This is a genomic window from Salmonella sp. A1325 (genome assembly GCF_056991255.1).
Window position 1 is genome coordinate 234,309 of record NZ_JAMLWO010000004.1, and the last position, 19,342, is coordinate 253,650.

General features: G+C 53.4%; 18 protein-coding genes. 13 read left to right on the forward strand and 5 right to left on the reverse strand.

What is annotated here, in order from left to right:
• Positions 1 to 80 precede the first annotated feature (80 nt).
• A complete protein-coding gene (xylA, locus tag NAZ64_RS10395) occupies positions 81 to 1,403 on the reverse strand; it encodes a xylose isomerase (RefSeq protein WP_001149561.1) in 1,323 nt (440 codons plus the stop codon).
• A 362-nt stretch (positions 1,404 to 1,765) separates the two neighbouring features.
• Here xylA and xylR point away from each other — a divergent pair, with 362 nt between their 5' ends.
• On the forward strand, positions 1,766 to 2,944 hold the full coding sequence (gene xylR / locus NAZ64_RS10400) for a D-xylose utilization transcriptional activator XylR (protein WP_000459824.1): 1,179 nt from the start codon (positions 1,766 to 1,768) through the stop codon (positions 2,942 to 2,944).
• Between the two features lie 60 nt (positions 2,945 to 3,004).
• On the opposite strand, the gene NAZ64_RS10405 is transcribed toward xylR, so the two are convergent.
• Entirely contained in the window at positions 3,005 to 3,829 is an 825-nt protein-coding gene (locus NAZ64_RS10405) for a protein bax (protein ID WP_079961896.1), read from the reverse strand.
• 315 nt (positions 3,830 to 4,144) lie between these two features.
• On the opposite strand from NAZ64_RS10405, the gene NAZ64_RS10410 reads away from it, so the two are divergent.
• A complete protein-coding gene (locus NAZ64_RS10410; RefSeq protein ID WP_183058131.1) occupies positions 4,145 to 6,172 on the forward strand; it encodes an alpha-amylase in 2,028 nt (675 codons plus the stop codon).
• Between the two features lie 173 nt (positions 6,173 to 6,345).
• On the forward strand, positions 6,346 to 7,596 hold the full coding sequence (avtA, locus tag NAZ64_RS10415; protein WP_000144383.1) for a valine--pyruvate transaminase: 1,251 nt from the start codon (positions 6,346 to 6,348) through the stop codon (positions 7,594 to 7,596).
• Positions 7,597 to 7,632: 36 nt separating this feature from the next.
• Here avtA and NAZ64_RS10420 read toward each other — a convergent pair whose 3' ends face one another.
• Together NAZ64_RS10420 and yiaJ are read right to left on the reverse strand one after the other, a co-directional pair.
• Complete coding sequence (locus NAZ64_RS10420) at positions 7,633 to 8,106, reverse strand: 4Fe-4S dicluster domain-containing protein (RefSeq protein ID WP_220569567.1); 474 nt, start codon at positions 8,104 to 8,106, stop codon at positions 7,633 to 7,635.
• A gap of 116 nt (positions 8,107 to 8,222) precedes the next feature.
• Positions 8,223 to 9,023 (reverse strand): IclR family transcriptional regulator YiaJ, encoded by an 801-nt coding sequence (yiaJ, locus tag NAZ64_RS10425; protein ID WP_220569566.1) that lies wholly within the window; start codon positions 9,021 to 9,023, stop codon positions 8,223 to 8,225.
• 229 nt (positions 9,024 to 9,252) lie between these two features.
• Between yiaJ and yiaK the strand changes: the two genes are divergently transcribed.
• The 10 genes from yiaK (at position 9,253) to araD (ending at position 18,273) form a co-directional block, all read left to right on the forward strand.
• The gene (gene yiaK / locus NAZ64_RS10430; protein WP_000869009.1) at positions 9,253 to 10,251 is read left to right on the forward strand and encodes a 3-dehydro-L-gulonate 2-dehydrogenase; all 999 of its coding nucleotides are present in this window, start codon (positions 9,253 to 9,255) and stop codon (positions 10,249 to 10,251) included.
• Positions 10,252 to 10,262: 11 nt separating this feature from the next.
• A complete protein-coding gene (locus NAZ64_RS10435) occupies positions 10,263 to 10,727 on the forward strand; it encodes a YhcH/YjgK/YiaL family protein (protein ID WP_000576105.1) in 465 nt (154 codons plus the stop codon).
• 23 nt (positions 10,728 to 10,750) lie between these two features.
• Complete coding sequence (locus NAZ64_RS10440; protein ID WP_220569565.1) at positions 10,751 to 11,692, forward strand: DUF4862 family protein; 942 nt, start codon at positions 10,751 to 10,753, stop codon at positions 11,690 to 11,692.
• 128 nt (positions 11,693 to 11,820) lie between these two features.
• Positions 11,821 to 12,294, forward strand: a complete 474-nt coding sequence (yiaM, locus tag NAZ64_RS10445; RefSeq protein WP_000832316.1) for a 2,3-diketo-L-gulonate TRAP transporter small permease YiaM — start codon at positions 11,821 to 11,823, stop codon at positions 12,292 to 12,294.
• Positions 12,295 to 12,296: 2 nt separating this feature from the next.
• Positions 12,297 to 13,574 (forward strand): 2,3-diketo-L-gulonate TRAP transporter large permease YiaN, encoded by a 1,278-nt coding sequence (gene yiaN, locus NAZ64_RS10450; protein WP_000301822.1) that lies wholly within the window; start codon positions 12,297 to 12,299, stop codon positions 13,572 to 13,574.
• Between the two features lie 11 nt (positions 13,575 to 13,585).
• Positions 13,586 to 14,572: a 2,3-diketo-L-gulonate TRAP transporter substrate-binding protein YiaO gene (gene yiaO / locus NAZ64_RS10455; protein ID WP_483640928.1), complete on the forward strand. Its 987-nt coding sequence runs from the start codon at positions 13,586 to 13,588 to the stop codon at positions 14,570 to 14,572.
• A 3-nt stretch (positions 14,573 to 14,575) separates the two neighbouring features.
• Positions 14,576 to 16,072 (forward strand): FGGY-family carbohydrate kinase, encoded by a 1,497-nt coding sequence (locus NAZ64_RS10460; RefSeq protein WP_220569563.1) that lies wholly within the window; start codon positions 14,576 to 14,578, stop codon positions 16,070 to 16,072.
• Positions 16,069 to 16,731 carry a 3-keto-L-gulonate-6-phosphate decarboxylase UlaD gene (gene ulaD / locus NAZ64_RS10465; RefSeq protein ID WP_064047371.1) on the forward strand — a complete coding sequence of 221 codons (663 nt, stop codon included), beginning with the start codon at positions 16,069 to 16,071 and terminating at the stop codon, positions 16,729 to 16,731. Before NAZ64_RS10460 ends, ulaD begins: the two co-directional genes overlap by 4 nt.
• Positions 16,724 to 17,584 (forward strand): L-ribulose-5-phosphate 3-epimerase, encoded by an 861-nt coding sequence (locus tag NAZ64_RS10470; protein ID WP_001244030.1) that lies wholly within the window; start codon positions 16,724 to 16,726, stop codon positions 17,582 to 17,584. The genes ulaD and NAZ64_RS10470 overlap by 8 nt, the downstream gene beginning before the upstream one ends.
• Complete coding sequence (araD, locus tag NAZ64_RS10475; protein WP_000893174.1) at positions 17,578 to 18,273, forward strand: L-ribulose-5-phosphate 4-epimerase; 696 nt, start codon at positions 17,578 to 17,580, stop codon at positions 18,271 to 18,273. The genes NAZ64_RS10470 and araD overlap by 7 nt, the downstream gene beginning before the upstream one ends.
• Positions 18,274 to 18,433: 160 nt before the next feature.
• Here the strand turns inward: araD and NAZ64_RS10480 are convergent, their stop codons facing one another.
• Entirely contained in the window at positions 18,434 to 19,249 is an 816-nt protein-coding gene (locus NAZ64_RS10480; RefSeq protein ID WP_000891808.1) for an AraC family transcriptional regulator, read from the reverse strand.
• Positions 19,250 to 19,342 lie beyond the last annotated feature (93 nt).

Genomic DNA, 19,342 nt, shown 5'->3' on the forward strand with positions numbered 1-19,342 from the left:
AAAGCGCCCGGCAGCGCTACGCTTACCGGGCTAATCACGACTACAGGCCGGGCTAACGCGGAGTCGCCCGGTAGATAGGGTTATTTATCAAACAGATAACGGTTAACCAGATTTTCTAACAGCTCCTGATGACCGCTTTGATGTACTGGCGCCAGATTGTGCTGCTCCGCATACTGCGCCAGTTCGCCTAAGGAGAGTTGTCCTTTCAGAATCTGCTGCCCCAGCTCGCCATTCCAGCCGGCATAGCGCTTCGCCACGCGTTTATCCAGCTCGCCGTCTTCAACCATACGCGCGGCAATTTTCAGCGACAACGCCATCGTATCCATCGCGCCGATATGACCGTAGAACAGATCGTATTTATCGGTGCTCTGGCGACGAACTTTGGCGTCGAAGTTGAGACCGCCCGTTGTGAATCCGCCCGCTTTCAGGATTTCGTACATCACCAGCGCGTTCTCTTCAACGCTAATCGGGAACTGATCGGTATCCCAGCCCAGTTGCGCATCGCCGCGGTTGGCGTCAACGGAGCCAAAAATACCCAGCGCGATAGCGGTCGCGATTTCATGGTGGAACGAATGGCCCGCCAGCGTCGCGTGGTTCGCCTCAATGTTCACTTTGATCTCTTTTTCCAGGCCGAACTGTTTGAGGAAGCCATAGACCGTTGCAACGTCATAATCATACTGATGTTTTGTCGGTTCCTGTGGTTTGGGTTCAATCAGCAGCGTGCCCTGGAAACCCATTTTATGTTTGTGCTCGACCACCATTTGCATAAAACGGCCAATCTGTTCGCGTTCCTGGCGCAGATCGGTATTCAGCAACGTTTCATAACCTTCGCGCCCGCCCCACAGCACGTAATTTTCGCCGCCCAGTTTATGCGTGGCGTTCATTGCCGTAACCACTTGCGTCGCTGCCCAGCTAAAGACTTCCGGATCCGGGTTAGTGGCGGCGCCTGCGCCATAGCGCGGGTTGGTAAAGCAGTTCGCCGTTCCCCACAGCAGTTTTACGCCGCTCTGTTCCTGTTTCGCCGCCAGCACATCCACCATCTGCGCGAAGTTGTTTTTATATTCTTTCAGCGACGCGCCTTCCGGCGACACATCCACGTCATGGAAGCAATAAAAAGGCACATTCAGTTTGTGGAAAAATTCAAACGCCACGTCCGCTTTGCGTTTCGCCAGCTCCAGCGCTTCGCCCGGTTGCTGCCACGGACGATTAAACGCGCCTACACCAAACATATCCGCGCCGTTCCAGCAGAAGGTATGCCAGTAACAGGCCGCGAAACGCAGGTGATCTTCCATACGTTTACCTAAAACCAGCTCGTCGGGATTGTAATGACGAAATGCCAGCGGGTTAGTCGATTGAGGGCCTTCATAGCGAACACGATCGAGTTGGTCAAAATAAGCCTGCATAGTGAGCTCCATAATCAGATAAGACGGCAAGTAAACGACATAACGTCATACTGGAATTTCCTGATTTATTGCTCAATTACGTTATTTCACACCGCTATTAAGAGAATCCCCAAATGTGCTCTGGCTCTCAAAAAAACGCTGAAAACCACAGAAGAAAAAAGCGATCGCGATCGAATCCTGGCAAATAAACAAAAAACCGTAATATATAGATAAGAAATGACAATTGTCATCCGCCGTTTGCTGTGATGAATTTCGCATAACGTTTCAGGCGCAAAATAATTTGTCATCATTCGCCAGACCGTTATGTCAGCCGTTTTGATAGTATCCATGAGTCCAGGTTCACTTTTGCAGGATATATCCTCATGTTTGATAAACGTCACCGCATCACTCTGTTATTTAACGCGAATAAAGCCTATGACCGTCAGGTAGTGGAGGGGGTGGGTGAATATTTACAAGCCTCGCAATCCGAATGGGATATATTTATTGAGGAAGATTTCCGTGCCCGTATCGATAACATTAAAGAGTGGTTAGGCGACGGCGTTATTGCCGATTACGATGATGACGATATCGCGCAATTATTAGCCGATGTCGACGTACCCATTGTCGGGGTCGGCGGTTCTTACCATCTTGCTGAAAATTATCCCGCCGTTCATTACATCGCCACCGATAATCATGCGCTCGTTGAAAGCGCTTTCCTGCATTTAAAAGAAAAAGGCGTTAACCGCTTCGCGTTTTACGGTTTGCCCGACTCCAGCCGCAAACATTGGGCGGCGGAACGGGAATACGCCTTTCGCCAGCTGGTCGCCGAGGAAAAATACCGCGGCGTAGTCTATCAGGGGCTGGAAACCGCGCCGGAAAACTGGCAGCACGCGCAAAATCGCCTCGCCGACTGGCTTCAGACGCTGCCGCCGCAAACCGGCATCATTGCCGTAACGGATGCCCGCGCCCGTCACGTATTGCAGGCCTGTGAACACCTGCATATTCCGGTGCCGGAAAAACTCTGCGTTATCGGTATTGATAACGAAGAGTTAACCCGTTATCTGTCGCGCGTCGCGCTTTCCTCCGTCGCGCAGGGGGCGCGGCAAATGGGTTATCAGGCGGCGAAACTGCTGCACCGTTTGCTGGCGCGCGAAGAGATGCCGTTACAGCGCATTCTGGTGCCGCCGGTGCGCGTCATTGCGCGCCGCTCGACAGACTATCGCTCCCTGACCGATCCGGCGGTTATCCAGGCGATGCACTTTATTCGTAACCATGCCTGTAAGGGCATTAAAGTCGAGCAGGTGCTGGACGCGGTTGGGATTTCACGTTCAAACCTGGAAAAACGTTTTAAGGAAGAAGTTGGCGAGACGATACATGCGCTGATCCACGCCGAAAAGCTGGAAAAAGCGCGTAGTTTGTTGATTTCTACCACGTTGGCGATAAACGAAATTTCGCAAATGTGCGGCTACCCGTCACTGCAATATTTCTATTCGGTGTTTAAAAAGGAGTACGTCACTACGCCTAAGGAGTATCGCGACCAGCATAGTGAAGCGTTGTTGTAGTTTATCCAGCCTACAGACGCCTTGTAAGCCGGATAGCGTAGCGCCATCCGGCACACAGAATTACATATGCGCGGCGATCAGACGCTGGTTGTCCTGGTACATCGCGAACAAGTAGTTGTTATAGCGCGACCCCTGGGTAGAGTAACCCTTCAGCTTATGAATCATCGCCGTGGCGGTGACTTCCTGATCCGCCTTACGCAGTTGAGCGCGCGACTTGCGGAAAGAAGAATAAGCCGGATGCGTGTTCAGGTTGGTGACATACGCGCTCACCGACTCCTCAACCGACGCGAATTGCGAGTAACCTTTCACCTTACCCGGCGTATTGGTACAACGCCCCTTCGTGCACTTCATGCCGAACAGGTTATTGTTGCTACGCGCCAGTTTAGAGGTTCCCCAGCCGCTTTCCGCCGCCGCCATCGTCGCCACCATGCTGGTTGGGATAATGTCGACGCGCTCCAGCAACGTATTCCACGGAATACGACGCGTGTTGCCGGACCAGCTCACTTTATAGCGCTTCGCGATATCTTTCATACGCGCGCGCTCAGACGGCGACCAGCGGTTCTGGTACTGTTTTGAGATCAGCCAATTACGGTCCGCGGTAATCGCGGCATTTTGGCTGGTGATGTAAGGCATAACGGTCCGGAGAAACGCTTTTTTTCTGGGGGTTCCGGAAGGGTATTTTCGCAAATCAGGAAGTGAACTGCTCTTTGCACTATTGCGAGAATACTCTTGTTTACTGCTAACCTGTTTATAACTTTTCTCGGTTATGTGGGACTTTTGACTCGTTTGCGTTGCGTGCGTCTTTGCCAGCACCTCACCCGAAAATGCGATGGTGAGTAACATAAGAATCATTGCCCCATATCGTCGCATGGGAGTCAATATCATTAGGTCTCCTGGTCGGATTGATACATTCCAACACCTTTTATTTTTCACGAAGTTAAGGTTTGAACCCCAAATTCTAGCAAAAATAGGCTTAAAAAGCACCTCAGGGAATAGTCTTAATCCGAAACTATGTCAACTATTAACGATAACAGACAGCAATAATGCCAATAAAATGTGGTGCTTATCGCAAATAGAGGCGTTTTTTTGCGCCTCGTCGCTCACCCTCGCGCCTCCTCCTGCGCGACTCTCTGCGGGGGAGGAGTTCATTCGCCTAAAAACCAGGCAAGCTGATGAATATTGCCCACAAAGGATAGCGTGATGAAACTTGCCGCCTTCGCTCTGACGCTGATACCCGGTATCGCGATCGCCTCATCATGGACCTCGCCCGGTTTTCCGACGTTCTCGACGCAGGAAACCGGACGCTTTACCAGCCATGCTGCATTAACAAAAGGTACACGCGCGTTAACGCTCCATATTGACCAGCAGTGCTGGCAGCCCTCCGGCGCCATAAAACTCAACCAGATGTTGTCGTTAAAACCCTGCGAAGGCGCGCCGCCGCAATGGCGTTTGTTTAAAGATGGCGACTATACAATAACGGTAGATACCCGCTCCGGTACGCCGACCCTGCTGTTATCGATAAAAACTGAACCTGAACGCACCGCGCAGCTCGCCTACCAGTGTCCCGTCTGGGATGGTTCGCCGCTCACGCTGGATGTTCGCCAGACCTTTCCGGAAGGGACAGTAGTGCGCGATTATTACAGTGGTCAAACCGATACCGTCCAAAACGGACAAATCACTCTGCGACCTGCCGACAGCCACGGGCTTTTATTGCTGGAACGCGCGGAAACCCATGCATCAGCGCCTTTTAACTGGCGCAACGCCACCGTTTATTTTGTGCTTACGGATCGTTTTCGCAATGGCGATCCAACCAACGACCACAGCTATGGTCGCCATAAGGATGGTATGCAAGAGATTGGCACTTTCCACGGCGGCGATTTACGCGGGTTGACGAGTCAACTGGACTATCTACAGCAATTAGGCGTGAACGCCTTGTGGATAAGCTCGCCGTTTGAACAGATCCACGGCTGGGTCGGCGGCGGAACAAAAGGCGATTTTCCTCATTACGCCTATCACGGCTATTACACTCAGGACTGGACGACGCTGGATGCCAATATGGGCAGCGAAGCCGATCTCCGCGCGCTGGTCGACGGCGCGCACCAGCGCGGCATCCGTATTTTATTTGACGTAGTAATGAATCATGCCGGTTACGCCACGCTGGCGGATATGCAGGAGTATCAGTTCGGCGCGCTCTATTTATCCGGCGCGGAACGGCAAAAAATTCTCGGCGATCGCTGGACAAACTGGCGACCCGCCGCCGGACAAAGCTGGCACAGCTTTAACGACTACATCAACTTCAGCGACAGCGCCGCCTGGGAAAAATGGTGGGGGAAAAAGTGGATTCGTACCGATATTGGCGACTACGACAGTCCGGGATTTGACGATTTAACCCTGTCGCTGGCCTTCCTGCCGGATATAAAAACGGAATCTACCACGCCTTCCGGCCTACCCGCGTTCTATGCCAACAAACCTGATACTAAAGCAAAGTTCATTGAGGGCTATACGCCACGGGATTATCTGACTCACTGGTTAAGCCAGTGGGTGCATGATTACGGCATTGACGGGTTCCGGGTCGATACTGCCAAAAATGTTGAGCTTCCTGCCTGGCAACAGCTAAAAACCCAGGCCAGCGCGGCGTTACGTGAATGGAAGCAGGCCAATCCGGACAAAGCGCTGGATGATAGCCCGTTCTGGATGACTGGCGAAGCGTGGGGCCACGGCGTCATGAAAAGTGATTATTATCGCTATGGTTTCGACGCGATGATCAATTTTGATTATCAGGAGCAGGCCGCGAAAGCGGTCGATTGCCTGGCGGAAATGGGGCCAGTCTGGCAGCAGATGGCGGATAAAATGCAGGATTTCAACGTATTAAGTTACCTCTCCTCGCATGATACCCGCCTTTTCCGTGAGGGCGGTGATAAGGCGGCGGAACTGCTGCTGCTTTCGCCAGGCGCGGTGCAGATCTTTTACGGCGATGAATCCGCTCGTCCCTTCGGCCCCACCGGCTCCGACCCGCTGCAAGGCACCCGTTCAGATATGAACTGGCAGGACGTGAGCGGAAAGTCAGCCGCAGCCGTCGCGCACTGGCAGCGTATTAGCCAGTTCCGCGCCAGACATCCCGCCATCGGCGCAGGCCAACAAACCACGCTGACGCTAAAACACGGGTACGGTTTTGTACGCCAGTACGGCGACGATACGGTGATGGTCGTCTGGGCGGGCCGCCGCTAATCGTGGCGCTACCGGTCTCCTCGCGTACCGGTAGCCCCTTCAAAATAAAAAACTAACCTGATAAAAATTTGTAGCATAAAACATCAACACTACCGCCTGACCCCCATTTGCGCCCCGCCATTTGTAGCGTTATGGTTATCCACTTTGACAGACAGTTCGATAGATCACCCGTTATGACATTTTCACTTTTCGGCGATAAATTTACCCGCCATTCAGGCATTACCCGCCTGATGGAGGATCTCAACGACGGCTTACGCACGCCAGGCGCCATCATGCTTGGCGGCGGTAACCCGGCACACATCCCTGCAATGCAGGATTATTTCCAGACGCTACTGACAGAGATGGTAGAAAGCGGCAAAGCCGCTGATGCGCTTTGTAATTATGACGGCCCCCAGGGAAAAACGGCGCTACTGAATGCACTGGCCGTACTGCTACGTGAAACGCTGGGATGGGATATCGAACCACAGAATATTGCGCTGACAAATGGCAGTCAGAGCGCGTTTTTCTACTTATTTAATCTCTTCGCCGGACGTCGCGCCGATGGCAGTACGAAAAAGGTACTATTCCCGCTTGCGCCGGAATACATCGGCTATGCGGATTCCGGTCTGGAAGACGACCTCTTCGTTTCGGCGCGCCCGAATATTGAGCTGCTGCCGGAAGGCCAGTTTAAGTATCACGTCGATTTTGAGCATCTGCACATCGGCGAAGAAACGGGGATGATTTGCGTCTCGCGCCCGACCAACCCAACCGGTAACGTTATCACCGACGAAGAGCTGATGAAGCTGGACAGACTGGCGAATCAGCACAACATCCCACTGGTGATTGATAACGCTTACGGCGTACCGTTTCCGGGCATTATCTTTAGCGAGGCGCGCCCGCTGTGGAACCCCAATATTATCCTATGCATGAGCCTCTCGAAGCTGGGGCTGCCCGGTTCCCGATGCGGGATTATCATCGCCAATGATAAGACGATTTCCGCCATTGCCAACATGAACGGCATTATCAGCCTTGCGCCCGGCGGCATGGGTCCGGCGATGATGTGCGAAATGATTAAGCGTAACGATCTGCTGCGGCTGTCGGAAACGGTTATCAAACCTTTCTACTATCAGCGCGTTCAACAGACGATCGCGATCATTCGTCGCTATTTATCCGAAGAACGCTGCCTGATTCATAAACCGGAAGGCGCAATATTTTTGTGGCTGTGGTTTAAAGATCTGCCGATAACCACCGAGCTACTCTATCAACGCTTGAAAGCGCGCGGCGTGCTGATGGTGCCGGGCCACTATTTCTTTCCCGGACTGGATAAACCCTGGCCGCACACACACCAATGTATGCGGATGAACTACGTGCCTGAACCGGATAAAATCGAGGCGGGCGTAAAAATTCTGGCAGAAGAGATAGAACGCGCCTGGCGTGAAGGCTGACGGCTATTCCGGCCATCATGCAAGCCGGAACGACATTCATAAAGGTTGAGAATAGAGGCGCTGGCGCTGCACGTGTGTTGCGTCAACGCACTGTAACGCACTGGTCGGGCAGGCTTCCACGCACGCCGGCCCCGCTTCCCGATGCCAGCAAAGATCGCATTTAATCGCCTGCGCGCCTGACGCGGACGCCACCACGGTCATCGCACCAAACGGGCAAGCCAGCATACAGCTTTTACAACCAATGCAGCGCGATGGCGTCACGAAGATATGCCCCCGATCACGGCGAATCGCCTGTACCGGGCAGACATTCGCGCACGGCGCGTCCTCACACTGATGGCAGACCGTGGCCGTGGTGAAGCTATCCTCTTTTATCACCCGGATACGCGGCACAAAGTCCGCCGTCGTCACCGCCGCGCTATTCTGCTGTTCCTGGTGCGACACCACGCAGGCGACCTCGCAGGTACGACACCCGATACACGCCGACGCATCCGCCATAATAAACCGGTTCATTGTTCTCCCCCTGCGTTAAAACGCCAGAATGCCAGAGAGCCATTCCCCGCCGCTTTGATCCCACTACGCAAACGGACAAATTTTGTCAGATGCCTGATAAAACCTGGCGAGCTGTCTTATTCGCGAATGGTAAATCCCAGCTCATTAGAGATAGCCTGTGCGGTTTCACGCAACGGTTTGAGCAGATTTTTCTCGCCGATCTGTTTTAGCCGTGACGTCGACAGTGAAATAGAAATGGCGTAAGGCACTCGATGGTGAATATCAAACACAGGCACAGCAATACAGGAAACGCCCAGTTCATTTTCTTCGCGATCCATCGCCATGCTGGTTTCACGAATTTGCGCCAGCTCATCGTACATTACTGGTAAATCGGTAATGGTATTACGAGTCAGCGGCTGGATCTGATCTTTATGGCTTTCCCAGTAAGACGCCACATAATCCGGCTGACCAAACGCCATATAAATTTTCCCCATCGCCGAGCAGTACAGCGGCATATGCTGGCCAATGTAGGCACGCGTGCGCAGCATACCGGTGGTCGGTTCCAGCTTATAAATCAGGATAGCGTGGTCATCTTCACGGCTGGAAAAATTCACCGTCTCGCCGGTGGCCAGGTTGAGCGCCTCAAGGTGCGGTGCCGCAACGTGGATGATATTCAGCGATGACAGGGCTTTTTGGCCGACGGCAATAAACTTTGTCGTCAGACGGTAGCTTCCGGCCGCCGGCGCTGGCGTCACGTATCCGCAGGATTGAAGCCCCTGCAACAACCGATGGACGGTACTCTTGTTCAACCCCGCCAGCTCCGACAGGTGCGCCAGCGGGCAACCGTTCGGGTAGTTACTCAAAATTTCTATCAACATCAGGCCACGAAACAGGCTCTGACTCCCCGCAGGCTTCTCTTTATCGTTGTTCTGGCTCATCAGAAAACTCTCTCCTTTCTTGGGCGATCAGATGGTAGCTCAAAGTGTGTTGCAGTTCACGATATCAGCATAAAAAACATAACCCAATGATTTTAATCGTTTTTAAAAACCTTCTCTGGCGTTGCCATGTCAATTTTTGATCTATATATTTGGAACTAGATTTCGCATTATGAAATTTATCGACAAAAAAACATACTAAAATTTCTAACAATCGACCAGGAGAACAGGGATGAAAGTAACTTTCGAAGAGTTAAAAGGGGCCTTCTACCGCGTCTTGCGGTCGCGGAATATTGCGGAAGATACCGCCGACGCCTGCGCGGAAATGTTCGCTCGCACCACTGAGTCCGGTGTCTATTCCCACGGCGTGAACCGCTTTCCCCGCTTCATCCAGCAACTGGATAACGGCGACATTATTCCTGATGCTAAACCGCAGCGGGTTACCAGCCTCGGCGCCATCGAACAGTGGGATGCTCAGCGCGCTATCGGCAACCTGACGGCGAAAAAGATGATGGACCGGGCCATCGAGCTGGCTTCCGATCATGGTATTGGCCTGGTGGCGTTACGTAATGCTAACCACTGGATGCGCGGCGGCAGCTACGGCTGGCAGGCGGCGGAAAAAGGCTATATCGGCATTTGCTGGACCAACTCCATCGCCGTCATGCCGCCGTGGGGCGCGAAAGAGTGCCGTATCGGTACCAATCCGCTGATCGTCGCCATCCCTTCCACGCCGATCACGATGGTAGATATGTCGATGTCTATGTTCTCCTACGGGATGTTAGAAGTTAACCGTCTGGCGGGCCGCGAACTGCCGGTGGACGGCGGTTTCGACGATAACGGTCAGTTGACCAAAGAACCGGGCGTTATCGAGAAAAATCGCCGCATTTTACCAATGGGTTACTGGAAAGGATCTGGTCTGTCGATTGTGCTGGACATGATTGCCACCCTGCTTTCCAACGGCTCTTCCGTTGCCGAAGTGACCCAGGAAAACAGCGATGAATATGGCGTTTCGCAGATTTTCATCGCCATAGAAGTGGATAAGCTGATCGATGGCGCAACCCGCGATGCCAAACTGCAGCGGATTATGGATTTCATCACCACCGCTGAACGCGCCGACGACAACGTCGCTATCCGGCTGCCAGGCCACGAATTTACCAAACTGCTGGATGACAACCGCCGTCACGGTATCACCGTTGACGACAGCGTCTGGGCTAAAATTCAGGCGCTGTAAGGAGCCACATCATGATTTTTGGACATATCGCGCAGCCTAATCCGTGCCGGCTACCGTCGGCCATAGAGCAGGCGCTCGATTTCCTGCGCAATACGGACTTTCGCACGCTTGAACCCGGCGTAGTGGAAATCGACGGCCAAAATATCTTCGCGCAGATTATCGATATGACCACCCGCGATGCTGCTGAAAATCGTCCGGAGGTTCATCGCCGCTATCTGGATATTCAGTTTCTGGCATGGGGCGAAGAGAAAATTGGGGTTGCCATTGATACCGGTAATAATCAAATCAGCGAGTCATTATTAGAACAGCGCGATATTATTTTTTATCACGACAGTGAACATGAATCATTCATTGAAATGATACCGGGAAGTTATGCCCTGTTTTTCCCGCAGGATGTTCATCGTCCAGGTTGTAATAAAAGTATTGCTACGCCGATACGGAAAATAGTCGTAAAAGTCGCCATAGACGTTTTATAAAATAGAGTTTACTGGAGCACAAAATGAAAAATAATACCGGTTATATTATCGGTGCGTACCCTTGTGCACCCTCATTTCACCAGAAGAGTGAAGAGGAAGAGACGGAATTCTGGCGGCAACTCTCTGATACTCCGGATATCCTGGGGCTGGAGCAGCCTTGTCTTGAACATCTTCACCCGCTCGGCGACGAGTGGTTATTGCGCCATACACCAGGGAACTGGCAAATCGTGGTCACCGCGATAATGGAAACCATGCGCCGCCGTAGCGAAAACGGCGGTTTTGGATTAGCGTCCAGTGACGAGGAACAGCGTAAAGCCTGCGTGGAATACTACCGTCATCTTTATCAGAAGATAAATAAACTCAATGCGAAAACCCCCGGCAAAGTCATAGCCCTTGAGCTTCATGCCGCTCCGCTGGCGGGCAATCCGAACGTAGCGCAGGCAACCGATGCCTTTGCGCGCTCATTAAAAGAGATTGCCAACTGGGACTGGTCCTGCGACCTGGTGCTTGAACACTGCGACGCGATGACCGGCCCCGCACCGCGCAAAGGATTCTTACCGTTAGTAAACGTACTGGAAACTATTGCCGACTATGACATAAGCGTCTGCATTAACTGGGCGCGCTCGGCTATTGAAGGACGGGATACCTCTCTACCGCTGATCCACACGCAGCAGGCCAAACAGGCTGGAAAACTCGGTGCGCTGATGTTCTCCGGCACGACACAAAGCGGAGAATACGGCGAATGGCAGGACCTCCATGCTCCGTTTGCACCTTTCTGTCCACAAAGCCTGATGACGGAGAAACATGTTAAAGAACTCATTACCGCCGCAGCTCCCGATCTGTTGCAGTTTACCGGTATTAAATTGTTGGAAATCAATGCCAGCGCCGATATTAATCACCGCATCAATATATTACGCGATGGTATTAACATGATGAAAAGGCCACACGCCGCTAACCTGAATTAAACATCATCACCTTAATTCTCGGCCTGCAACTCAACGTTGCGCCGACCTAATATAAACCAAACATAAGAAATTAAGTTCCACTATTCAGCATCGAAAGAAATAAGTTTCTATAACCTGATGGAGTCGTTATGAAGCGGGTACTTGAGGGCATACTTGCGGTATTAATTGCCGTACTTTCCTGCATTGTATTTATTAATGTTATTTTACGTTACGGTTTTGAGAGCAGTATTTTGTCGGTAGATGAACTATCACGTTATCTATTTGTATGGCTGACGTTTATTGGCGCCATCGTTGCATTTATGGATAACGCTCACGTTCAGGTTACTTTTGTGGTGGAAAAACTTTCGCCAGCGAATCAACGTCGACTTTCGCTGCTGACGCATTCGCTGATTTTATTGTTATGCCTCGCATTAGGCTGGGGCAGCCTGCAAAAAGCGTTGCAGGACTGGAGCGATCACTCGCCAATCCTCGGTTTACCGATCGGCCTGATGTATATCGCCTGTCTGCCCACAAGCGTTGCCATCGCGTTAATCGAGCTGCGTCGGCTTTATCACTTAATAACGCGTAACGATTCCTTTCAACAACCACAGCAAGGAGCCTAATCATGGCCGTGGTGATATTTCTCTGCTGCCTGCTCGGCGGGATCGCGATAGGTTTACCCATCGCCTGGTCGCTGCTGCTTTGCGGCGCTGCTCTGATGGCATACCTGGATATGTTTGACGTGCAGATTATGGCGCAAACCCTGGTTAACGGCGCGGACAGTTTCTCCCTGCTGGCCATTCCCTTTTTTGTTTTGGCCGGTGAAATCATGAACGCGGGCGGCCTGTCAAAGCGAATTGTCGACCTGCCGATGAAGCTGGTCGGCCATAAGCCCGGCGGCCTGGGCTACGTGGGCGTTATTGCGGCAATGATTATGGCCAGCCTTTCCGGCTCTGCGGTAGCAGATACCGCTGCGGTCGCCGCGCTGCTGGTGCCGATGATGCGCTCCGCAAACTACCCGATCAACCGCTCCGTTGGGTTAATCGCTTCCGGCGGGATCATTGCGCCAATTATTCCGCCCTCGATTCCTTTTATTATCTTCGGCGTTTCCAGCGGCTTGTCGATCAGCAAGCTGTTTATGGCCGGGATCGCACCGGGCATCATGATGGGCGCGGCGCTTATGCTCACCTGGTGGTGGCAGGCCGGGCGATTAAATCTCCCTTCTCAGCCCAAAGCAACACCGCGTGAAATCTGGCAATCATTGGTTTCAGGTATCTGGGCGCTGTTTTTACCGGTGATTATTATCGGCGGCTTCCGTTCCGGACTTTTCACGCCAACGGAGGCAGGGGCGGTTGCCGCGTTTTACGCCCTCTTTGTCGCTGTTGTTATCTATCGGGAATTAACGTTTTCCAGTCTCTACCACGTGCTGGTCAATGCCGCCAAAACGACGTCAGTCGTCATGTTTCTGGTGGCCGCGGCCCAGGTATCCGCCTGGCTGATTACGATCGCGGAATTACCCATGATGGTGTCAGATTTGCTGCAGCCGCTGGTCGACTCTCCGCGACTCTTATTTATCGTCATTATGATCTCAATTATGGTCGTCGGTATGGTGATGGATTTAACGCCAACGGTGTTAATTCTTACCCCTGTATTATTACCATTAGTTAAAGAAGCCAATATTGACCCGATTTATTTCGGCGTCATGTTCATTATTAACTGCTCTATTGGATTAATCACACCGCCCGTTGGCAACGTCCTCAACGTTATTTCCGGGGTAGCAAAATTGAAATTTGATGACGCGGTAAGAGGCGTATTCCCTTACGTTGTCGTACTGATGTCGCTGCTGGTTTTATTTATTTTTATTCCCGAGCTAATTATCACACCGCTTAAATGGATTAATTAAAGGATAATATTATGAAATTACACGTTATTGCTCGTTCATTATTGATAGCTGGTCTGACGGTTTTCAGCGTGTCGTCTCTGGCGGCGCAATCTTTACGTTTTGGTTATGAAACACCGCAATCTGACTCCCAACATATTGCCGCGAAAAAATTTAACGAACTATTAAAAGAAAAAACCAACGGCGAATTAACGCTAAAACTCTTTCCTGACAGCACATTAGGTAACGCCCAGGCAATGATCAGCGGGGTGCGCGGCGGAACTATTGATATGGAAATGTCCGGTTCGAACAATTTCACCGGCCTGGCCCCTGTATTCAACTTACTTGATGTCCCATTCCTGTTTCGCGATACCCCGCATGCGCATAAAACGCTCGACGGCAAAGTCGGCGATGAACTGAAAAAATCACTCGATTCAAAAGGGTTAAAAGTCCTCGCCTACTGGGAAAACGGCTGGCGCGACGTCACCAACTCCCGCGCGCCGGTAAAAACGCCGGGCGATTTGAAAGGCTTAAAAATCCGCACTAACAACAGCCCAATGAATATCGCGGCCTTTAAAATCTTCGGCGCGAACCCTATTCCGATGCCGTTCTCCGAAGTCTATACCGGCCTCGAAACCCGTACGATTGATGCCCAGGAACACCCTATCAACGTCGTGTGGTCAGCGAAATTCTATGAGGTACAGAAATACCTCTCCCTCACTCATCACGCCTATTCGCCTCTGCTGCTGGTGATCAATAAAGCCAAATTCGACGCTTTAAGCCCGCAGTTCCAGGAGGCACTGCTGAGTTCCGCCAAAGAAGCGGGTGACTATCAGCGCAAACTGGTCGCCGAAGATCAGCAAAAAATTATCGATGGCATGAAAGAAGCCGGAGTTGAAGTCCTGACCGATATCGACCGTAAAGCCTTTAGCGATGCGCTGGGCAGCCAGGTGCGCGATATGTTCCTGAAAGACAACCCACAGGGCGCCGACCTCCTGAAAGCCGTGGATGAGGTGCAATAAGTCATGAGCAATTACTGGCTGGGGTTAGATTGTGGTGGGAGTTGGCTAAAAGCCGGATTGTACGATGGCGCAGGCCGGGAAGTAGCGGTGCAACGCCTGCCGCTGCACGCTTTAAGCCCGCAGCCAGGCTGGGTTGAACGCGATATGACCGAACTGTGGCAACAGTGCGCCTCGGTCATCAGCAAACTGCTGGCGCACACGGGGGTGAATGGTTCACAAATCCGCGGTCTGGGTATTTCCGCTCAGGGTAAGGGCCTATTCCTGTTAGATAAAAGCGATCGGCCATTAGGTAAAGCGATACTCTCTTCCGACCGTCGCGCCATGGAAATTGTCCAGCGCTGGCAAAAAGAAGCGGTTCCGCAAAAACTCTACCCGCTGACTCGGCAAACCCTGTGGACCGGGCATCCAGTCTCCCTTTTACGCTGGGTAAAAGAAAATGAGCCGCAGCGCTACGCGCAGATAGGCTGCGTCATGATGACGCATGACTATCTGCGCTGGTGCTTAACCGGCGTGAAGGGCTGTGAAGAGAGCAACATCTCCGAGTCCAACCTCTACAACATGGCGACGGGCCAGTACGACCCGCGCCTGACCGAGTGGCTAGACATCAGTGAAATCGACAGCGCGCTGCCCCCCGTGGTGGGTTCAGCCGAAATATGCGGGGAGATCACCGCTCAGGCAGCCGCCATCACCGGTCTGACCGCGGGTACCCCCGTCGTCGGCGGCCTGTTTGACGTGGTTTCCACCGCCATTTGCGCCGGTATTGAGGATGAATCAACGCTCAATGCGGTGATGGGTACCTGGGCCGTAACCAGCGGCATCGCTCACGGCCTGCGCGACCATGAGGCCCACCCTTACGTCTATGGCCGCTACGTCAATGACGGGCAGTATATCGTTCACGAAGCCAGCCCGACCTCCTCCGGCAACCTTGAATGGTTCACCGCCCAGTGGGACGACCTCTCTTTTGACGAGATAAATCAGGCGGTCGCCAGCCTGCCGAAAGCCGGTAGCGACCTCTTTTTTCTGCCGTTTCTCTACGGCAGCAATGCCGGACTGGAGATGACCTGCGGCTTTTACGGCATGCAGGCGCTGCACACCCGCGCGCACCTGCTGCAGGCGATTTATGAAGGCGTGGTCTTCAGCCATATGACCCACCTCAACCGCATGCGTGAACGTTTTACCGACGTTTGCGCCCTGCGCGTTACCGGCGGCCCGGCCCACTCCGACGTCTGGATGCAGATGCTGGCGGACGTCAGCGGTTTACGCATTGAACTGCCGCAGGTGGAGGAGACCGGCTGCTTCGGCGCGGCGCTGGCTGCCCGCGTCGGCACTGGCGTATATCGCGATTTCCGCGAGGCCCAACGCGACCTGCAGCACCCGGTGCGCACGCTGCTGCCGGACATGACCGCACACGCCCTCTACCAGCGCAAATACCGCCAATACCAGGATTTGATTACCGCACTACAGGGCTATCACGCCCGTATTAAGGAGCACGCATTATGAGCCGACCATTACTGCAACTGGCGCTCGACCACACCAGTCTGGAAGCAGCCCAACGCGATGTCGCCCTGCTACAGGATCATGTCGATATCGTTGAGGCCGGAACCATCCTTTGTTTAACCGAAGGCCTTAGCGCGGTGAAAGCCCTGCGAGCGCAGTGCCCGGAAAAAATCATCGTCGCCGACTGGAAAGTGGCCGATGCCGGTGAAACCCTGGCGCAGCAGGCTTTTGGCGCTGGCGCCAACTGGATGACTATCATCTGCGCCGCACCGCTCGCCACGGTCGAAAAAGGCCACGCCGTCGCGCAATCCTGTGGCGGTGAAATTCAAATGGAGCTGTTCGGCAACTGGACGCTGGACGACGCCCGAGACTGGTATCGCGTCGGGGTTCGCCAGGCGATTTACCACCGCGGACGCGATGCGCAGGCCAGCGGGCAGCAGTGGGGCGAAGCGGACCTGACGCGTATGAAAGCGTTGTCCGACATCGGCCTTGAGCTGTCAATTACCGGCGGTATTACCCCGGCCGATCTGCCGCTGTTCCGCGACATTAACGTCAAGGCGTTTATCGCCGGACGCGCGCTGGCAGGTGCTGCCCATCCGGCGCAGGTCGCCGCCGAATTCCACGCCCAAATTGACGCCATTTGGGGAGAAAAGCATGCGTAATCATCCATTAGGTATTTACGAAAAAGCACTGGCGAAAGATCTCAGTTGGCCAGAGCGGTTGGTGCTGGCAAAAAGCTGCGGTTTTGATTTTGTCGAGATGTCGGTGGACGAAACGGATGAACGCCTTTCTCGCCTGGAGTGGACGCCAGCCCAACGCGCATCGCTGGTGAACGCGATGCTGGAAAGCGGCGTCGCCATCCCGTCGATGTGCCTCTCCGCCCATCGTCGATTCCCTTTTGGCAGCCGCGACGAAGCGGTACGCGAGCGGGCGCGTGAAATCATGACCAAAGCCATTCGCCTGGCGCGCGACCTGGGGATCCGCACCATCCAGCTGGCGGGTTACGACGTCTATTACGAAGAACACGACGAAGGCACCCAGCAACGTTTCGCCGAAGGGCTGGCGTGGGCGGTGGAACAGGCCGCAGCGGCGCAGGTGATGCTGGCGGTGGAGATCATGGATACCGCGTTTATGAACTCCATCAGCAAGTGGAAAAAGTGGGACGAGATGCTTTCGTCACCGTGGTTCACCGTTTATCCAGACGTCGGCAACCTCAGCGCCTGGGGGAACGACGTGACCGCCGAGCTGAAGCTGGGGATTGACCGTATCGCCGCAATTCATCTGAAAGATACGCTGCCGGTGACCGGCGATAGCCCCGGCCAGTTCCGCGACGTGCCGTTTGGCGAAGGATGCGTTGATTTTGTGGGCATTTTTAAAACGCTGCATGAGCTGAATTATCGCGGTTCATTTCTGATTGAGATGTGGACAGAGAAATCCAGTGAGCCGGTGCTGGAAATTATCCAGGCCCGCCGCTGGATTGAATCACGGATGCAGGAAGGAGGTTTCACATGTTAGAGCAACTGAAAGCCGAGGTGCTGGCGGCAAACCTGGCCCTCCCGGCGCACGGGCTGGTCACCTTTACCTGGGGCAACGTCAGCGCGGTCGATGAGACGCGCAAACTGATGGTCATCAAGCCTTCCGGCGTTGAATATGAGGTGATGACCGCCGACGATATGGTGGTGGTAGAGATCGCCAGCGGTAAGGTCGTTGAAGGCAACAAAAAACCGTCGTCCGATACCGCGACCCATCTGGCGCTCTATCGCCGCTATCCGCAGATCGGCGGGATCGTTCATACCCATTCCCGCCATGCGACGATCTGGTCGCAGGCCGGGCTCGATCTGCCCGCCTGGGGCACCACCCACGCCGACTATTTCTATGGCGCGATCCCCTGTACCCGACTGATGACCGTTGAGGAAATTAACGGCGAGTACGAGTATCAGACCGGCGAGGTGATTATTAAAACCTTTGAAGAGCGCGGTCTGGATCCGGCGCAAATCCCGGCGGTATTGGTTCATTCGCACGGCCCGTTTGCCTGGGGTAAAAATGCCGCCGATGCCGTCCACAACGCCGTGGTGCTTGAGGAGTGCGCCTATATGGGGCTGTTCTCGCGCCAGCTGGCCCCGCAGTTGCCGGATATGCAGCCTGAACTGCTCGATAAACACTATCTGCGTAAACACGGCGCGAATGCCTATTACGGGCAGTAATGCCGGCAGCCACAGCCTGTGTCAGATGGCGACTGCGCCTTATCCGACCTACAAGATTTGCAATATCAATACGTTGTGATGAACTCTTGTGGGCCCGATAAGCAAAGCGCCATCGGGCATTCAGTTTGCAACCGTTTTGTCAGAGGGCCAAAGATTATACTCAAGAATTAACGTGTTCCTTACTGTAGCGCCGCTTCCAGGCGGTAGGCGTCAGGCCGGTGTGCTTGCGGAAGATCTGGCGAAAGTAACCAACATCATTAAAACCGCACCGCTCCGCCACCTCTTTTAACGAACGCGCGTCGCTAATCAGCAACTTTTCCGCCTCGCGCACCCGCTGGCGGTGGATGGCCTCCGTTAGCGTAAGGTGAAATACCCGCCGATAAACGCGTCCCAGATAATCCACATTGCAATGCAGTTCTTTCGCCAGAACTGAGCTGGAAAGCGGCAGGTGATAGTGCGTTCGAATCAGCTGCTGTACTTTCCAGGCCAGCGACACGCCAGCGGCCTCGGCGTTTTCATTCTGCCGGGCGTCAACGGTGAGCTGCTGCAAAATCAGCAGCACGATGAACTCCAGCGCCGGGCTGCGCTGGTGCTTTTCCTGCTCGTTCATAAACTGGCGAAAAAGCGCAATCAGCGCCTGCGGATCGGCAACCTGGGTATGCTGCGGCACGGAAAGATGCGTCAGCCAGCGCGGGTCGCTGTCCGGCGCTTTGACCTCAAAATGGAGCCAGTAAAATTTAAGATCGGCGGGAAACTCCTCAACGCCAATATGACGGCGATGCGGCCAAAGCAACAGGCTTTCCCCGGCTTCGACACAGAAAACACATTCTTCTTCCTGAATTTTCAGGCAGCCTTTTTCCACAAATATAATTTCCCACGATTGCAGACGCCTGGCAGGATGACGCCCAATGCCGCGAGAAATAAATAATCCGCCGTTTTGGACTTTAATCGGTAATGTTATGGATAATTCGAGCATTAATATGTCATTTCCCGCTCATTCAGCACCGTATTTCATATTAGCTTTTGATTATTAACTAAAAATAGTCATTTCACTCGATCCATCTCACAT